Consider the following 16,754-nt stretch of genomic DNA (forward strand, 5'->3'; position numbering starts at 1 on the left):
CTCAGAGGCGTTCGATGATGGTGGCAATGCCCATGCCGCCGCCGACACACAGGGTCGCGAGGCCATAACGCAGGCGCCGGGCTTCCAGCTCATCGAGCAGGGTGCCGAGAATGGCGCAGCCAGTGGCGCCCAGCGGGTGGCCCATGGCGATTGAGCCGCCGTTGACATTGACCTTGTCCGGATCGACGGCCATGTCCTTGATGAATTTCAACACCACCGACGCGAACGCCTCGTTGACCTCGAACAGGTCGATGTCTTCGACCCGCAGCCCGGCCTTGGCCAGCGCCTTGCGGGTCGCCGGCGCGGGGCCGGTGAGCATGATGGTCGGATCGGTGCTGGTGACCGCCGTGGCGACAATCCGCGCCCGTGGCTGCAAGCCCAGCGCCCGGCCCTTGGCTTCGGAGCCGATGAGCATCAGCGCCGCGCCGTCGACAATCCCGGAGCTGTTGCCGGGGGTGTGCACATGGTTGATCCGCTCGACATGGCTGTATACCCGCAGCGCGGTGGCATCGAAACCCATCTGCCCCATCATCTCGAAACTCGGCTTGAGCTTGCCCAGGCCTTCCAGGGTCGAGTCGGCGCGAATGAACTCATCGTGATCGAGCAGGATGATGCCGTTCTGGTCCTGCACCGGCACCAGCGATTTGTTGAACGAGCCATCGGCCCGCGCCCGTGCAGCCTTTTGCTGGGAATGCAGGGCGTAGGCATCGACGTCCTGACGGCTGAAGCCTTCAAGGGTGGCAATCAGGTCGGCACCCACGCCCTGTGGCGTGAAGTGACTGTGCAGGTTGGTCGCCGGGTCCAGCGCCCAGGCCCCGCCATCGCTGCCCATCGGCACCCGGGACATCGACTCGACACCACCGACCACCACCAGGTCTTCGAAACCGGAACGCACTTTCATCGCGCCGAGGTTCACGGCCTCCAGCCCCGAAGCACAGAACCGGTTGATCTGTACTCCCGCCACGCTGACATCCCAATCGGCCACCTGAGCGGCAGTCTTGGCGATGTCGGAACCTTGATCACCAATCGGGGTTACGCAGCCAAGCACCACATCATCGACCTGGCTGGTGTCCAGCGCTGTGCGCTGTTGCAGTGCGGTGAGCAAACCAGCCACCAGGTTCACCGGTTTGACGCTGTGCAAGGCGCCATCGGCCTTGCCTTTGCCACGGGGCGTGCGTAACGCGTCGAAAATCAATGCTTGGGTCATGACGTCCTCGAACCGCAGTGCAGGTGGGTAGATACCGAGTGCCCACTCTTGGCCCGAGCCGCGTTTGATTCAATGACCGCAGCGCTCACAGACATTGACCCTCACGCTCAGACGAACGGTAGTCAGCTACCGTTCAGGACACCAAGCTGTCTAGCCAACGGCTGCCAAAGAAGCTGGCACTAGGCCTCATGCCATTTTTAACGCGAATTTGAAGAACACCATACGAAATGGATCTAAGCCAAGCGTATCGCGGGCTCTAAGGTGAACATGTACGAAGTTGTCGTCGGGTTTTGCCGAGGCACTCGTCACTACAGGAAGTGCAACGCGCTGCCATCATGGATGCTATGCGGGCAGGCATCAGGAAATAACAAAAAAGGCGGTCAAGCCATGTTCAAACAATCGAAAGTACGTCAAGCCGGGCTCATCCTTTTCGCCACCACGCTGTTGTTGATATTGCCGAACCTGACCAAGGTCATCGGCTAGTCGCGTCTATAAAGCTACGGCGTCACAGTTTTTGAATTGCCACTCTCAAAATGTGACTGGCCCGCTACCCGGGCCAGCGTGGCTGTGCCAATCTTTGCGGCACTTGCACGACATGGACGGCGATCACTTGAAAATGCTCATTCTGCTCGGGGCCACGCTGTTCGGCTCGCCCCTGTATGCCGCACAGCTGAACCTGGAGCTGGGCGCGAACAGTCGCACCTGGCAGACCGAGCAATTGCTCAAGCATCCTCAGGTTCAAACCATCGACATCAGCAACGACGTTTCCTACAAGCGGGACATGAGCTACCGCGCCGTGCCGCTGTCCGCACTGCTGACCGGCATCAAGCCTGAAGACCACCTGCAAGCCGTTGCGCTGGATGGTTTTGCCGCCGAAATGACCGCCGCGCCGTTGCTCAATACCCAGGGTGCACAGGCGTGGCTGGCGATTGAAGACCCGAGCAAGCCCTGGCCACCGCTATCCGAAGGCAAGCCGGGCGCCGGGCCGTTCTATCTGGTCTGGAGCAATCCGCAGGCCGGCAACATCAGCCCAGAACAATGGCCATTCCAGGTGGCGAGCATCAAACGCCTGGCACCCGTGGCCGAGCGCTTTCCCGCACTGCTGCCCGATCCGGCATTGAAGGCGGATGATCCGGTGAACAAGGGATTTGCGTTGTTCCAGAAGAACTGCCTGGCGTGTCATCGACTCAATGGCGCCGGGGACGCGCAATTCGGGCCGGACCTGAATATTCCGTACAACCCGACCGAGTATTTCGGTGCGGACTTCCTCAAGCGCTACATCCGCGATCCACAGAGTTTGCGCCAGTGGCCGCAAGCGAAGATGCCCGGGTTCTCGGCCGAGGTGTTGCCGGATGGGGATCTGCAGAGCCTGGTGGGGTATTTGCAGCATATGGTCGGGCGCAAGGTTAAGCCGTAACAACATCGTACCTGTGGGAGCGAGCTTGCTCGCGATAGCGGTGTATCAGTCACAAAAGTATTGACTGAAATGACGCCATCGCGAGCAAGCTCGCTCCCACAAGGTTCCTTGGTATCGCGCCTACTGCTGCTGCACTGAAATCACCGGCGCTGGCGTCGGTGACACCAGCACCTTGGCGTGCATCTGCTCACACCCGCCGCCCCGGCGCATCCCGCGCACCGGGCAGGCATCCAGGTAATCCAGGCCCACCGCCAGTTTCAGATGGCGTTCCGGCCGGGCCAGCTCATTGGTCACGTCGAAGCTGTACCAGGCGTCATCCAGCCAGGCTTCGGCCCAGGCGTGGCTGGCCAGGTGTTCGCTGTTTTCGCTGTACAGATAGCCCGACACATAACGCGCTGGAATGCCCAGGCTGCGGGTGCAGGCGAGAAACGCGTGGGTGTGGTCTTGGCACACGCCGGACCGTCCGGCAAAGGCCTGGGCCGCGCTGGTGTCCACTTCCGTGGAGCCCGGTGTGTAGGTCATATGCTGGTTGAGGCCGTGCATCAGATCGATCAGCGCCGTGCGATCGCGACGTTGCCTGCATTCCTTCTCGGCGAACGCACGCAGGGCGGCGTCGGCTTCGGTCAAACGGGTGAAGCGCAGAAACGGCAGTGCCGACTGGCTCTCGTGTTCGGCCTCACGCAATTCGTCGATATCGACCTGGCCACGGGCACCGATGATGATCGCCTCATGGGGCTCGTCCATGGTCAGCACATGCAGGATGTTGCCGAACGGATCGAGTTGCGCCCGCACCGGACGCGGCAGGTCGAGCTGCCAGCTGAGCACGTGCTGGCGCTCGCTGTCGTGGGGGGTCAGGCGCAGATACTGGATGCTCGCACGCACCTTGTCTTCGTAGTGATAGGTGGTTTCGTGGCTAATGGAAAGTCTCATGCGGCCTCCAGATAAGAACTGTGTATCGCGTTACCCAACTGGCGCACCAGCGGGATGAACTCGGTCAGCCAGGCGTGCAGGCCTTCTTCGAGAATTTCATGGATGCCGGTGTAGCGCAGGCGTGCGTCCATTTCTGCCGCCAGGCGTTGTGCCGGGCGACCGTTGGCCCCCGGCAATTGCGAGAGAATCTGGTCGATTTCTTCGGTGCAGGCGCGCAGGGATCGCGGCACATCGGCGCGCAGCAACAGCAACTCCGCCACATGCCTGGCGCCGGGGGCGTCGCGGTAGATTTCCGTGTAGGCCTCGAACGACGACAATGCCCGCAACAACGCGCTCCACTGGTAATACGCATGAGCGGTGCCATCGCTGACCGCTTCGGCCTGATCGCCGGCCATTTCGTAGCGGGCATCGAGCAGACGCAAGGTGTTGTCCGCCCGTTCGATAAAGGTCCCCAGACGAATGAAGCGAAACGCATCGTTACGCATGATGGTGCCGTAGGACGCACCCCGGAACAGGTGGGAACGTTCCTTGATCCACTCGCAGAAACGGCTCATGCCGTAGCGACTGAGGCCCTGTTCGGCGATGCCGCGAATTTCCAGCCAGGTGGCGTTGATGTTTTCCCACATGTCGGCGGTGATGCGCCCACGCACCGCATGGGCGCTGGCCCGTGCCGCACCGAGGCAACTGTAGATGCTCGCCGGGTTGGCCGCATCCAGGGCGAAGAAATGCAGCAGCCGTTCGGCATGCAGTTCGCCATGGCGCTCCAGGTAATCGTCCAGGGTGCCGGTGATCAACAGCGGCATGGCCAGTTCGTGCAAACCGTCGCCACGACCGTCCTGCGGCATCAGCGACAGCGAATAGCTGATGTCGAGCATCCGGGCGAGGTTTTCCGCCCGCTCCAGGTAACGCGACATCCAATACAAATCCGAGGCAGTTCTACTTAACATGACAGGCTTCCTTTAATCCTCGACCACCCAGGTGTCCTTGGTTCCACCACCCTGGGAGGAATTGACCACCAGGGAGCCTTCGCGCAGGGCGACACGGGTCAAGCCGCCGGGCACGACCCGGGTTTCACGACCCGACAGGACAAACGGCCGCAAGTCGATGTGGCGTGGCGCAATGCCGTTTTCGACAAAGGTCGGACAGGTCGACAGCGACAGCGTCGGTTGCGCGATATACGCATGGGGCTTGGCGATGATCCGCGCACGGAAGGCTTCGATTTCCGCCGCCGTCGCCGCCGGCCCCACCAGCATTCCGTACCCGCCGGAGCCTTGGGTTTCCTTGACCACCAGTTCTGGAAGATTGGCCAGCACGTGGGAAAGCTCAGACGGATTACGGCATTGCCAGGTCGGCACGTTCTTCAGGATCGGTTCTTCATCGAGGTAGAAACGGATCATGTCGGTAACGAACGGATACACCGATTTGTCGTCCGCTACCCCCGTGCCAATGGCATTGGCCAGCACCACGTTGCCGGAACGGTAGGACGACAGCAGCCCCGGCACACCGAGCATCGATTCCGGGTTGAAGGCCAGGGGATCGAGGAAGGCGTCGTCGAGGCGACGATAAATCACGTCGACCGCTTTCGGCCCGTCGGTGGTGCGCATGTAGACCTTGTCGTCCCGCACGAACAGGTCCGCGCCCTCCACCAGTTCCACGCCCATTTCCCGCGCCAGGAACGCATGTTCGAAGAACGCACTGTTGAAGCGCCCCGGCGTCAGCACCACCACGCTCGGGTTATCGATGGGACTTGAACTTTTCAGGGTGTCGAGCAGCAAGTTCGGGTAGTGGTCGATGGGGGCAATGCGTTGCGCCGCGAACAGCTCGGGAAACAGGCGCATCATCATCTTGCGATCTTCGAGCATGTAGCTGACGCCGCTCGGCGTACGCAGATTGTCTTCGAGCACGTAGTAGGTGCCGTCGCCGTCGCGCACCAGGTCGACGCCGGAGATGTGCGAATAGATATCGCGGTGCAGGTCCAGGCCCTGCATCGCCAACTGGTACTGCTCGTTGGCCAGCACCTGCTCGGCCGGAATGATGCCGGCCTTGATGATGCGCTGCTCGTGGTAGAGGTCGGCGAGGAACATGTTCAACGCCTTGACCCGCTGGATGCAGCCGCGTTCGACAATCCGCCATTCGCTGGCGGGGATGCTGCGTGGAATGGTGTCGAAGGGGATCAGGCGCTCTGTGCCCTGCTCGTCCCCGTAGAGCGTGAAGGTAATCCCGGCGCGATGAAACAACAGATCGGCCTCGCGTCGCCGTTGTGCCAGAAGCTCGTCAGGCGTCTCGGCCAGCCAACGGGCAAACTCCCGATAATGCGGGCGGACCTGGCCGCCGGCATCGTACATCTCATCAAAATAGGTGCGGATCATGCCGTACTCCTTGTCACTCGGACGTCCAGACCTTCGCAAGGCCCGTGCCATCGGCATAAACGCTTAAATTTCAATCGGTTGGATAATCAACGCGCACGTACCGCACCAATCCTGTGCGGTAAATGCCCCAACCTGATCGCCCCCGCTTCATTGCAAGGCGTGGTGGTCGCCTATCACCAGCATAGTCAGAGTTGATTTCACTGCCCGGCAATGGGTACGGATAATCCAGGCATTCGCTGAAAAGCTCACCGGACTTCCCTTTTAGCCGCCTGCCCTGGTGGCTTTTTTTTTGGTGTCCAACGCCCACAAATGAAAACGGCCAACCCGAAGGTCAGCCGTGATTGCTGATTGTCACTGTTCATAAGGTTATGCGAGTCGCCCTCGTACCTCCTGTTTCACACCCCAGCCTTCGATGATGCCGCCCAGAGGCTCGACCACTGCTTCGAAACCCTGTTCGAAGTCGCCGATATCGTCGTAGGTGGCATACATGACCTTGCACAGCTCCAGCGCCCAGGCGCCGTCGTCGCGCACACTGACTTGCGCATCCAGGGATTCACCACGGTGGAAATGACCTGCCGCCCTGCGTGCCCGCTCCTCATCCGGGAAAATGGCGTAGAACTCGATGGGATGAAACCGTGAAAAGTCAAAACCGCCTTCTTTCATGCGGCGCAGCACGCTGCTGCTGATGTCTTCTTGATAGGCTGTGCTCATGAAACGTCCTCCTCAAAACGATGGATAGACTTTCCGTACTCCCTCACCCGCAACCGAACAGCGCGAGCGACGGCAACCGATGTGCCGGCGGGAAACAAGCATGGAGCTACAAGACCAGACCTTAGCGATTCATTCGCTGATCTCGCTTGCAGAGTAGCCTCAAGACAGAGCCCGTGCCAAGGCCTGGATGTGAATGCGACAGGTGTTGTTCAGATTGGAGTAATGTCGAGGATTTGAATGCTGTTCTGGGACTTGAGCTCTTTGACGCTCGCGTCACTGGTCCGCCCTTCCAGATCGTTCAGATCCAGTTCGGCGGCGACAGGAAGAAGCCGGGCCTTGATGAGCTTGGCAGCACGCTCGTAGTCCGGGCGCTCGGTGCACTCAAAGACTTCGTTGATGGTTTCGCCATGATCATCCACGAAAGTGACCTTCCACTTTTGCATTGGTGCCTCCTCGATAAAACCCATGGATGGGCTTACCTCTATCTCGACCTTGTTAGCTGGCTAATTGTTCCGGTGGATCTGCACCCATCGCAAATTTCTGTAGGAGCGAGCCTGCTCGCGAAAAACTTGAGAACGCCGCGTTAAATCAGACATCCCGCGTCATCGTTCACGTCCATCGCGAGCAGGCTCGCTCCTACAGGTCTGCGTTTCAATCCATCAGTCGTTACTTGGCTTGTTCACTGCCTGCAACACGTATTGCGGCAAGGCGAAGGCGCCGATGTGGATTTCAGGATTGTAGTAGCGGGTGATGATGCCGCTGCCCGCGAAGCGCTGTTGCAGGGTTTCGCGGGACAACTTGCGATAAGCGGTATTGGTGGCGCCCCAGGCGAAGGTCATCGAGCCACCGATGTAGGTCGGTACGGCGGCCTGATAGAAGTGCCAGTCCGGGAACAGGCTGCGCAGGCGACCGGCGGTGGTCTTCACTTCTTCGATCTGCATGAACGGCGTGCCGTTCTGGGTCACCAGGATGCCGCCTTCGTTCAGGCAGCGGTGGCAAGCCTGGTAGAAGTTTTCCGAGAACAGCACTTCGCCCGGTCCGATCGGATCGGTGGAGTCAGAAATGATCACGTCGAACTTTTCAGTGGTGGTAGCGACGAAACGCATGCCGTCGTCGATCACCAGGTTCAGGCGTGGATCATCGAATGCACCCTTGGAGTGATTCGGCAGGAATTCCTTGCACATGTCGACCACGGTGCCGTCGATCTCGACCATGGTGATGTGCTCGACGCTGCGGTGCTTGGCCACTTCACGCAACATGCCGCCGTCACCGCCGCCGATGATCAGCACGCGCTTGGCGGCACCGTGCGCCAGGATCGGCACGTGGGTGAGCATTTCGTGGTAGATGAATTCGTCGGCTTCGGTGGTCTGGATCACGCCGTCCAGCGCCATCACCCGGCCCATGCGCGGGTTCTCGAAGATCACCAGGTGCTGGTGCTCGGTGCGCACTTCGTGCAGCAGTTTTTCCATGCGAAAACGCTGGCCGTAGCCTTCGTAGAGGGTTTCCAGGTAGTCGCTGGCAGGGATGTTGCTCATGGGAAGTGCTCCGATGAATGCGGGTGGCAACGGACGGTTACCCGCCCATGATGGCCAATCGAGCGTCTCGATTGGCCGGGAAAGGCGCGCATTCTACGTCGCGCAACATGACAGGTCGAACCTCTGTTGATCAGCATTCCACAATCCTGTGGGAGCCTGTTCAGAGTTTGACGTTGCCCCGCGGCCCGGCAATGGCCCAGATGATCAGTCCCAGCACCGGCAACAGCGCAATCAGCAGTACCCAGAGGATTTTCATCCCGGTCCCGACACTACTTTTGAAGACGTTGATGATGGCCCAGATGTCCAGGACAAAAATGATCAAGGCAACCAGGCTGTTGAACGTAGAACCCATGGTGACGCTCCCGAAAAGTGATATGCACCCTCAGGATAGACGGTCGTCGCGAGGATCCCTTTTTATTGACAGTGTCTGGATCAGACGTGGATCGCCACTTTCAGGGCTTCCAGGGATGGCGCGGCTGTAATACCCACTTCGGTGCACAACTCCAGCACCCGTGGCACGTCGTTGCCGTAGACCAGGACCACCTGCAACTCGTCATCGAGCAACTGGCTGAAGTTCATCAGCGTGTAGCCACCGTTTTCCTTGTTCATGCTGCTCATCTGTATCTGGATGCGGTTGAGCGCGGTCAGGGCTTCGGTCCTGGCCAGTTGCTTGGGCTTGAGATTGAACTCCACCCCCGGGCCGAACGAGGCGACGATCTGCGCGAACAGGTCCATGTATGTGTCAGCCTGGAACAGCACCGTTTCCGGCAGGCTGCCGACCACCACCCACTCACCCAGCGGGATCGGGAAGGTTTCGTCGTAGTTGATGTCCAGATTGGCCGTCAGAAATGCCTCGGGATCGGCGTAGGCCTGGGCTGCTTCGTCCGCGATCTTGAGGATTTCGTCTTCGCCCATGCACCCGGAGCTGATTTTGCTGATGAGTTCGACGAGTGCGGCTTTCATGGGGAGGATCCTGTAGCGAGGTGAATTTTGAGGGCGCGAAGGATAGCGCATTAATGAGGGAAATGCGGACCTGTGGCGAGGGGGCTTGCCCCCGTTGGGTCGCGAAGCAGCCCCAAAACATTCAATTGGGGTACATCAGAAAGACCGCATATGCTGATTCTACGACTGCTTCGCAGCCGAACGGGGGCAAGCCCCCTCGCCACAAAAGCCCCCTCGCCACAGGGTACGGCGTCAGCTCAAGAGCTTTTGCAGTTGCGCAACGGTATCGGAAGCCCCCATGGTCCTGGCAGCCTCCAGCGCGGTGATGCCATTGGCGTCCTTGGCTTTCGGGTCGGCGCCCTTGCTGATCAGGTAATCGACCACTTCGACGCGGTTGAACATCGCCGCCATCATCAGCGCCGTGCGGCCATCGAAGGACGAGCCTTCAACCTGGGCGCCGCCATCGACCAAGGCCTTGATCACCGCCAGGTCACCCTTGAAGGCGGCACCGGCAATCGGGCTCTGGCCGTTGTCGTTGCGGATCTCCGGGTCGGCCTTGTGCTCCAGCAGGACTTTTACCGTGTCCACATGCCCGTGATACGCGGCCAGCATCAGCAAGGTATCGCCCTTGTGGTTACGCAGGTTCGGCGGCAAACCCTTGGTCAGCAGCGCGGCCATCATCGCCGCATCGCCCTCCCGTGCCTTGTTGAATACCTGTTCGGTAAATTCGGCGGCTTCTTCGGGGGTCATCTGGCGGCTTTTGTCTGACATTGGGCACTCCCTTTTCTGTCATTCGTAAAAGCCGACAGTTTCCCGAGCGCCCCCGGCACTGTCACTTGTTTTTTCTCATGGGCCGCCATAGTCAGATTCAATAGCGGTACTTGCCGCCGTGAATGTCGGACAACAACTGCTCCGTGACCTGTACATAAGTCTGAGTCCCCGGCAGCCAGGCATAGATCGGGTCATCGCCGGTTTTACCCGGGTCGAAGGCCTCGTCCTTGAGTCGGGTCTTCTGATATTTGAACGTCCCGGTGGTTTCCATTTTCACTTTCACCCGCAGGAACAACGGCACTGCATAGGCCGGCATCTGCTCGCGGGCGAAGGCCAGCAGCTCACTGAAGTCCAGAGTTGCCAAGGATTCGGCGGGAGTGATCGCCGCCATCCCGGCCCGGCCATTGGTGTTGCGGATTTCCACGCCATAGGCCACGGCTTCGGAAATAAGCGGGTGTTGCAGGAGGATGTTTTCGACCTCCGTGGTCGAAACGTTTTCGCCCTTCCAGCGGTAGGTGTCGCCCAGGCGGTCGACAAACTGTGCATGCCCAAAGCCGATGCTGCGCAACAGGTCGCCGGTGTTGAAGTAGCGGTCTCCCTTTTCGAACACATCCTGAAGCACGACCTTGGCGGTTTTCTGCGGATCGGTGTAACCGTCCAGGGGGGCCTTGTCGTCGATTTTTGCCAGCAACAACCCCTGCTCACCCTTGGCGACCTTGCGCATCAGGCCATTGGCCTGTCGAATCGGCGCGCCGCTGTCGTGGTCGTACGCGACCAACTCCCAGGACATCAGGGAAAAGCCGATGGTGTTGTCGAAATTGAGAATGTTGGTGAAACCGATATTGCCGTCGCTGGCAGCGTACAGCTCGCAGATGTGATTCACCGCAAAGCGGGTCTTGAACTCGCTCCAGGCGCCGGGGCGCAGGCCGTTGCCGATCATTTTCTTCACATCGTGCCGGCTGTCCTCGGAGCTGGGCGGTTGATCGACCAGGTAGCGGCACAGTTCGCCGACATAACCGATGGTGGTCGCCCGGTACTTGCGCGCATCGTTCCAGAACTGACTGGCGCTGAATTTGCGGCGGATGGCGAACCCGCTGGCCCCACTGACGGCCGAACCCCAGCACACGCAAAGGCCCGTGGCGTGGTACAGCGGCAAAGTGCAATAGACGACATCCTCAGGGCGCATGTCCAGGGCGATCATGCCGAAGCTCGCAGAGCTGCGCATCCAGCGACCGTGCTTGAACACGCCGGCCTTGGGCAGCCCCGTGGTGCCCGAGGTGTAGATATAAAAGCAGGGATCGTCGAAGAAAATCTGCTGGCTGCTGGCCGGGTTGTCGCTGGCGTCGTCGAGGCTGACGGTCATCAGGTTGATGAAACCTTCAGGCGCGATACCGGGTTGGCGAGAGGTGTCCTGATCGGCAACGAACCAGGTTCGCGCAGCCTTGATCGACACCCGCTCACGCACCGCCAGGTACGCCGGGACCAACTCCTCACCGACAATGATCGCCACCGGCGCCACCAGGTTCACACTGTGCACCAGGGTGTCGCGGGTCTGCGAGGTATTGAGCAGCGCACTGATCGCGCCGACCTTGGCCACCGCCAGAATCGTCACCAGCAATTCCGGGCGGTTCTCGATGAAGACCGCCACCACATCACCCTTGCCGATGCCTTGGCCGATCAGGTGATGAGCGATGCGATTGGCCCATTGGTTGACCTCGGAGTAACTGAGCGTTACGTCGCCTTGCAACAGCGCCGGGCCATCCGGGTTGCGCAACGTGGCTTGCTCGAAACTCCAGCCCAAACCACACGCCTGGGTCGGGTCCTTGACGTTGGCTGCCTTCATGCCCCTCACCACCCGGGGGATGGCCTTGGCGATGGAAGGCAGCTTGCGGAGCATCATGCTCCAGGTAATCGTGTCGTTCGACGTGCGACTCATGATGCTCCCGTTCGATCTTTTTATTGTCGGGCTGCGATGACTGAGTCCGAAAATACGTCAACGGTTCTTGAGCTGTACACGCGGTTTTTGAAATGTTTTGTATCTGCGATCTTGATCCGCGATCTTGATCCGCGATTGATACAAGGCCAATCGTGAACCCCCGCACACGCAATGGTTCCATCGAATCGCCGAGCGACCTCGCAAAATGCAGGATGCACGATGGCCGTTCATGCAGAATGCACGAAAGCAAAAATCACCACAGATACTAACTTGTTGTTTTATAAGATAATTTACAAACAACCCAGACTGGCACAATCACTGCAACCCTCTCCGTATGCTTGCCATTCAAGAGCCAACGGAGCTGAAAGAAATGAACCTGATTCAGGAAAAATTTTCGTCCCTGTTCTCCAACTTCGAAGTCACCACCCATGCCCGGCCTGACGGTGGGATCCTGCTGACCCTGAGCGGCGGCGAAGGCAAGGTGTTCAAGCGCTCGATTTCCTATCAGCAATTGCACAATGGCGACCAACTGACGTGGGTCATCAGTGCGATTCGCCGCGACCTCGCCGAACAAGCCAGTGAACTGCCGCAGATTTCCATGCTGCAGAGCCAGCAACGGTTTGCCCTGCCGACCTATCACTCGCTGTAAATAAAATTGCCGGAAAAACACTGTGGGAGCGAGCCTGCTCGCGATAGCGGAGTGTCAGTCAACATCAATGTTGGATGACATATCGCTATCGCGAGCAAGCTCGCTCCCACAGGTTTTGCGGCGTTTAGAAATTGGCGGGATTTATCCGCGCAAAGCTGTCCACGGTGACATGCCCCGCCAGTTCCCCACCCTCGCGGGCCAGCCCGCAAGTGGCCATCCCCGCCGTGCACGCCGCGTCGAGTTCTTCGACGATGTCCGACAGAAACAGAATCTGCCCCGCCTCAAGGTTGATCGCCTGGGTGATGTTGGCGTAGGACTGCGCCTCGCGCTTGGGGCCTGAAGTGGTATCGAAATAGCCGCTGAACAGTGGCGTCAGATCCCCCGCCTCTGAGCAGCCGAAGATCAACCGCTGGGCCTGGATCGAACCGGACGAATAAACAAACAGTTGAAAGCCGTCCCGATGCCAGCGCTCGAGCGCTTCAACGGCGTCCGGGTACACGTGCCCCTTCAACTGCCCGGCCTGATAGCCCTGCTCCCAGACCATGCCCTGCAACGCTTTCAGCGGCGTGGCCTTGCGGTCTTCAGCGATCCAGCCCAACAGGATCTCGACGACCCGCTCGACGTCGGCGTCCGGTTCATTGCTGTCGCGGCGCACGGCAGCCAGTTGCTCCGCCACATCGGCGCGTTCGGCATGCTGACGGACAAACGCCGGCAAGTGTTTGGCGGCATAGGGGAACAGCACGTCGAACACAAAACTCACCGCGCTGGTGGTGCCTTCGATGTCGGTGAGAATCGCTTTGATCGGCATCGACTCAGTCCTCCAGGCGCGGGAATTGGCTGGCGATGTCTTCACCGGTGAAATTGGCCACCCAACCTTCCGGGTTGTTGAACAGACGGATCGCGACGAAGTGCGGATGCTCGCCCATGTCGAACCAGTGTTTGGTTCCGGCCGGCACCGAGATCAGGTCGTTTTTCTCGCACAGCACCGCGTAGACGTAATCGTCGATGTGCAGGGTAAACAGGCCACGGCCGGCAACGAAAAATCGTACTTCATCTTCGCCGTGGCGATGTTCGTCGAGGAACTTGGCACGCAGTTCGGCTTTTTGCGGGTGATCGCTGTTGAGGCTGATCACGTCGACAGTGACGTAACCGCGCTCGGTCATCAGCTTGTCGATTTGCTCCTGGTAGGCGGCAATCACTTCGTCCTGAGTGGCGCCCGGCTGGATCTTCGCCGCGGCTTGCCAGCGATCGAAGCGTACGCCCTGCTCGGCCAGGGTCGAGGCTATGTCCTCGAAATGGGTCAGCACCTTGTTGGGGATTTCAGGGCTGGAGACGTGATAGACGGACAGGCTGCTCATCAGGGCAACTCCTTAACGGTTCATGCTTTAAAGAGCGAGCGCATCTTCAACTCGCACTCGAACAAAAATTCAAAGGCCTCGATCTGCCGCAGGGCATCGCTCATGCGCGCGCCCCAGGTGTACAGGCCATGGCCACGGATCAGGTAGCCGACGCAATCGGGATGGGCGTCGAGCCAAGGCTGCACCTTGGCGGCCAGTCGCGCAATGTCCTGGTCGTTGTCGAAAATCGGCACCCGCACCCGGGATTCGTGGGTCGTCACACCGCTGAAGGCCTTTTGCAGTTCGTAGTCTTCGAACTCGATGAAGTCTTGCGGCGTCAGGCGCGACAGCACGGTGGCGTTCACGGAATGGGTGTGCAACACGGCACCGATCTCCGGGCGCCAGCTGTAGAGCTGGGTGTGCAACAGGGTTTCGGCGGACGGTTTCTTGCCCGGTTCCAGGCTGTTGCCGGACAGGTCGGTGGCCAACACGTCGTCCATGCCCAGTTGCCCCTTGTGCTTGCCGGACACGGTCAACAAGGCTTCGCTCGGCGACAGGCGCGTCGAGTAATTACTGCTGGTGGCCGGCGACCAGCCGCGGCCATACAGAAAACACCCGGCGTCGATTATTTCCTGGGCGAGTTGTTCACGGGTAAGGCTCATGGCCTGTCCTCTTGCATACGTGTGGCAATGATAACGGCAGCCGCGACGGCTGCGAGACTGGCAATACTAAATGTCCATGCCGCGCCGAGGGCATTCCAGCTGTAGCCGGAATACAACGCGCCCAACGCACCGCCGGTGCCGGCCAATGCGGCGTACAGCGCCTGGCCCTGGCCTTGCTGGCGCGCACCGAAGCTACGTTGCACGAATGAAATGGCAGCGGCGTGAAAGCTGCCGAACGTCGCCGCGTGCAGGATCTGGGCAAACAGCAGTACCCAAAGAAACTCTGCGAGCGAACCCAGCAACAGCCAACGCAACGCCGCCAGCAGAAAGCTGGCCATCAGCACCCGGCGCAGTGAAAAGCGCGCGAAGATCCGGCTCATGGCCAGAAACATCAGGACTTCGGCGACCACGCCGACCGCCCAGAGCATGCCGATCACACCCCGGCTGTAACCCAGGCGCTCAAGGTGCAAGGTCAAGAACGTGTAATACGGTCCGTGGCTCATCTGCATCAGCGCCACGCAGCCGTAAAACGCCAAAACACCGGGGTTGCGCAGTTGCTTGAGGAATCCCTCCCCCGCCACCCGGTTGCCCGGGGCCGGTTGGGCATTGGGCACCCACAGACTGCTGAGCACGATGCCCACCATGATCAGCACCAGCGCCGCCGGATAGATGTCCAGGCTCAGCCATTCAAACAAACGGCCCAGCGCGACCACGGTGATGATGAAACCGATCGAGCCCCACAGGCGAATCTGGCTGTAGCGCGAGGTCTGGCTCTGCAAATGCGCCAAGGTGATGACTTCGAACTGAGGCAACACCGCGTGCCAGAAGAACGCATGCAAGGCCATGACCATCGCCAGCCAGGCGTAGGTCTTGCTGACGAAAATCAGCGAAAAGGTCAGCAGCGTGCACACCGCGCCAAAGCGCACGATGGCCAGTCGCCGACCGGTGTAGTCGCCCAGCCAGCCCCAGATGTTCGGCGCCACACAGCGCATCAGCATCGGGATCGCCACCAGCTCGCCGATGCGCGCGGCGCTGAACCCCAGGTGATCGAAGTACAGCGCCAGAAACGGCGCTGTCGAACCGAGCAAGGCGAAATAGAACAGATAGAAACTGGAGAGCCGCCAGTACGGGAGCGCCGCAGTCGCCATCAGACGGCTGCGACCATGATGTCAGCCATTTACAGCTGACCCAGCACCGGCGTGCTCACACGCACGTCGGCGTTTTGCCCACGATGGCGCAGCAGGTGATCCATCAGCACGATGGCCATCATCGCCTCGGCAATCGGCGTGGCGCGGATGCCCACGCACGGGTCGTGACGGCCCTTGGTGATCACTTCCACCGGGTTGCCATGGATGTCGATGGAGCGGCCCGGCGTTGTGATGCTCGACGTCGGCTTCAGCGCCAGGTGCGCAACGATGGGCTGACCGGAGGAAATACCGCCGAGAATGCCGCCCGCGTTGTTGCTGAGGAAACCTTCCGGGGTCATTTCATCGCGATGCTCGGTGCCACGCTGGGCGACGCTGGCAAAACCGGCGCCGATTTCCACGCCCTTGACCGCGTTGATGCTCATCAGCGCATGGGCCAGCTCCGCGTCGAGGCGATCGAAGATCGGCTCGCCCAGGCCCGGCATCACGCCTTCGGCGACCACGGTGATTTTCGCACCGACCGAATCCTGGTCGCGACGCAACTGGTCCATATAGGCCTCCAGCTCAGGCACTTTGTCCGGGTCCGGGCTGAAGAAGGCGTTCTGCTCGACCGAATCCCAGGTCTTGAACGGGATTTCAATCGGCCCCAACTGGCTCATGTAGCCGCGAATGACGATGCCCTGGCTGGCCAGGTATTTTTTTGCAATCGCACCGGCCGCGACGCGCATCGCGGTTTCACGGGCCGAGCTGCGACCACCGCCGCGATAATCGCGCTCGCCGTATTTGTGGTGGTAGGTGTAATCGGCGTGGGCCGGGCGGAACAGGTCCTTGATCGCCGAGTAGTCCTTGGACTTCTGGTCGGTGTTGCGGATCAACAGGCCGATGGCGCAACCGGTGGTGCGGCCTTCGAACACGCCAGAGAGGATTTCGACTTCGTCGGCTTCCTGGCGCTGGGTGGTGTGGCGGCTGGTGCCGGGCTTGCGGCGGTCCAGGTCACGCTGCAGATCCTCCAGGGATATCTCCAGCCCCGGCGGGCAGCCATCGACAATGGCGACCAACGCCGGGCCATGGCTTTCGCCCGCGGTGGTGACAGTGAACAGCTTGCCGTAGGTATTGCCGGACATGCAGGACGCTCCGTGAAAT

18 protein-coding genes are annotated in these 16,754 nt (G+C 60.2%); 2 read left to right on the top strand and 16 right to left on the bottom strand.

The window, feature by feature from the left end; translation table 11 throughout:
* Position 1: 1 nt before the first annotated feature.
* Positions 2 to 1,207 carry an acetyl-CoA C-acetyltransferase gene (locus KW840_RS18720; protein WP_007993058.1) on the bottom strand — a complete coding sequence of 402 codons (1,206 nt, stop codon included), beginning with the start codon at positions 1,205 to 1,207 and terminating at the stop codon, positions 2 to 4.
* Positions 1,208 to 1,802: 595 nt separating this feature from the next.
* On the opposite strand from KW840_RS18720, the gene KW840_RS18725 reads away from it, so the two are divergent.
* Positions 1,803 to 2,624, top strand: a complete 822-nt coding sequence (locus KW840_RS18725) for a cytochrome c (RefSeq protein ID WP_090454001.1) — start codon at positions 1,803 to 1,805, stop codon at positions 2,622 to 2,624.
* 120 nt (positions 2,625 to 2,744) lie between these two features.
* Here KW840_RS18725 and KW840_RS18730 read toward each other — a convergent pair whose 3' ends face one another.
* The 10 genes from KW840_RS18730 to KW840_RS18775 form a co-directional block, all read right to left on the bottom strand.
* Positions 2,745 to 3,554, bottom strand: a complete 810-nt coding sequence (locus KW840_RS18730; RefSeq protein ID WP_057715735.1) for a transglutaminase family protein — start codon at positions 3,552 to 3,554, stop codon at positions 2,745 to 2,747.
* On the bottom strand, positions 3,551 to 4,501 hold the full coding sequence (locus KW840_RS18735) for an alpha-E domain-containing protein (RefSeq protein WP_057715736.1): 951 nt from the start codon (positions 4,499 to 4,501) through the stop codon (positions 3,551 to 3,553). The genes KW840_RS18730 and KW840_RS18735 overlap by 4 nt, the downstream gene beginning before the upstream one ends.
* 12 nt (positions 4,502 to 4,513) lie before the next feature.
* Positions 4,514 to 5,923 carry a circularly permuted type 2 ATP-grasp protein gene (locus tag KW840_RS18740; RefSeq protein WP_007988088.1) on the bottom strand — a complete coding sequence of 470 codons (1,410 nt, stop codon included), beginning with the start codon at positions 5,921 to 5,923 and terminating at the stop codon, positions 4,514 to 4,516.
* A 366-nt stretch (positions 5,924 to 6,289) separates the two neighbouring features.
* Positions 6,290 to 6,634: a ribonuclease E inhibitor RraB gene (locus KW840_RS18745; RefSeq protein WP_007971898.1), complete on the bottom strand. Its 345-nt coding sequence runs from the start codon at positions 6,632 to 6,634 to the stop codon at positions 6,290 to 6,292.
* A gap of 209 nt (positions 6,635 to 6,843) precedes the next feature.
* Positions 6,844 to 7,077, bottom strand: coding sequence for a hypothetical protein (locus tag KW840_RS18750; protein ID WP_150812355.1), 234 nt, complete (start codon positions 7,075 to 7,077; stop codon positions 6,844 to 6,846).
* A gap of 216 nt (positions 7,078 to 7,293) precedes the next feature.
* The gene (gene speE, locus KW840_RS18755) at positions 7,294 to 8,169 is read right to left on the bottom strand and encodes a polyamine aminopropyltransferase (protein WP_057715739.1); all 876 of its coding nucleotides are present in this window, start codon (positions 8,167 to 8,169) and stop codon (positions 7,294 to 7,296) included.
* Positions 8,170 to 8,329: 160 nt separating this feature from the next.
* Positions 8,330 to 8,521, bottom strand: coding sequence for a PLDc N-terminal domain-containing protein (locus KW840_RS18760; RefSeq protein WP_090453997.1), 192 nt, complete (start codon positions 8,519 to 8,521; stop codon positions 8,330 to 8,332).
* Positions 8,522 to 8,601: 80 nt separating this feature from the next.
* Complete coding sequence (locus KW840_RS18765; protein ID WP_218496819.1) at positions 8,602 to 9,132, bottom strand: hypothetical protein; 531 nt, start codon at positions 9,130 to 9,132, stop codon at positions 8,602 to 8,604.
* Between the two features lie 231 nt (positions 9,133 to 9,363).
* Positions 9,364 to 9,882, bottom strand: a complete 519-nt coding sequence (locus KW840_RS18770) for an ankyrin repeat domain-containing protein (RefSeq protein ID WP_218496822.1) — start codon at positions 9,880 to 9,882, stop codon at positions 9,364 to 9,366.
* A 97-nt stretch (positions 9,883 to 9,979) separates the two neighbouring features.
* Positions 9,980 to 11,818, bottom strand: a complete 1,839-nt coding sequence (locus KW840_RS18775; RefSeq protein ID WP_218496824.1) for a long-chain-acyl-CoA synthetase — start codon at positions 11,816 to 11,818, stop codon at positions 9,980 to 9,982.
* Between the two features lie 370 nt (positions 11,819 to 12,188).
* On the opposite strand from KW840_RS18775, the gene KW840_RS18780 reads away from it, so the two are divergent.
* Positions 12,189 to 12,467, top strand: coding sequence for a DUF3509 domain-containing protein (locus KW840_RS18780; RefSeq protein WP_057715744.1), 279 nt, complete (start codon positions 12,189 to 12,191; stop codon positions 12,465 to 12,467).
* A gap of 124 nt (positions 12,468 to 12,591) precedes the next feature.
* Here KW840_RS18780 and mtnC read toward each other — a convergent pair whose 3' ends face one another.
* Genes mtnC through aroC form a run of 5 tightly spaced genes read right to left on the bottom strand, consistent with a single transcriptional unit; the run spans position 12,592 to position 16,735 of the window.
* A complete protein-coding gene (gene mtnC / locus KW840_RS18785) occupies positions 12,592 to 13,275 on the bottom strand; it encodes an acireductone synthase (RefSeq protein ID WP_218496827.1) in 684 nt (227 codons plus the stop codon).
* A gap of 4 nt (positions 13,276 to 13,279) precedes the next feature.
* Positions 13,280 to 13,825 (bottom strand): acireductone dioxygenase, encoded by a 546-nt coding sequence (locus KW840_RS18790; RefSeq protein ID WP_057715746.1) that lies wholly within the window; start codon positions 13,823 to 13,825, stop codon positions 13,280 to 13,282.
* A gap of 20 nt (positions 13,826 to 13,845) precedes the next feature.
* A complete protein-coding gene (locus KW840_RS18795; protein WP_218496829.1) occupies positions 13,846 to 14,466 on the bottom strand; it encodes a methylthioribulose 1-phosphate dehydratase in 621 nt (206 codons plus the stop codon).
* Positions 14,463 to 15,614, bottom strand: a complete 1,152-nt coding sequence (locus KW840_RS18800; protein ID WP_090453989.1) for an MFS transporter — start codon at positions 15,612 to 15,614, stop codon at positions 14,463 to 14,465. The genes KW840_RS18795 and KW840_RS18800 overlap by 4 nt, the downstream gene beginning before the upstream one ends.
* Positions 15,615 to 15,643: 29 nt before the next feature.
* Positions 15,644 to 16,735 (bottom strand): chorismate synthase, encoded by a 1,092-nt coding sequence (gene aroC, locus KW840_RS18805; protein ID WP_057715749.1) that lies wholly within the window; start codon positions 16,733 to 16,735, stop codon positions 15,644 to 15,646.
* Positions 16,736 to 16,754: the final 19 nt, after the last annotated feature.

It is taken from the genome of Pseudomonas sp. PDM30 (genome assembly GCF_019218985.1).
Lineage (GTDB): Bacteria > Pseudomonadota > Gammaproteobacteria > Pseudomonadales > Pseudomonadaceae > Aquipseudomonas > Aquipseudomonas jessenii.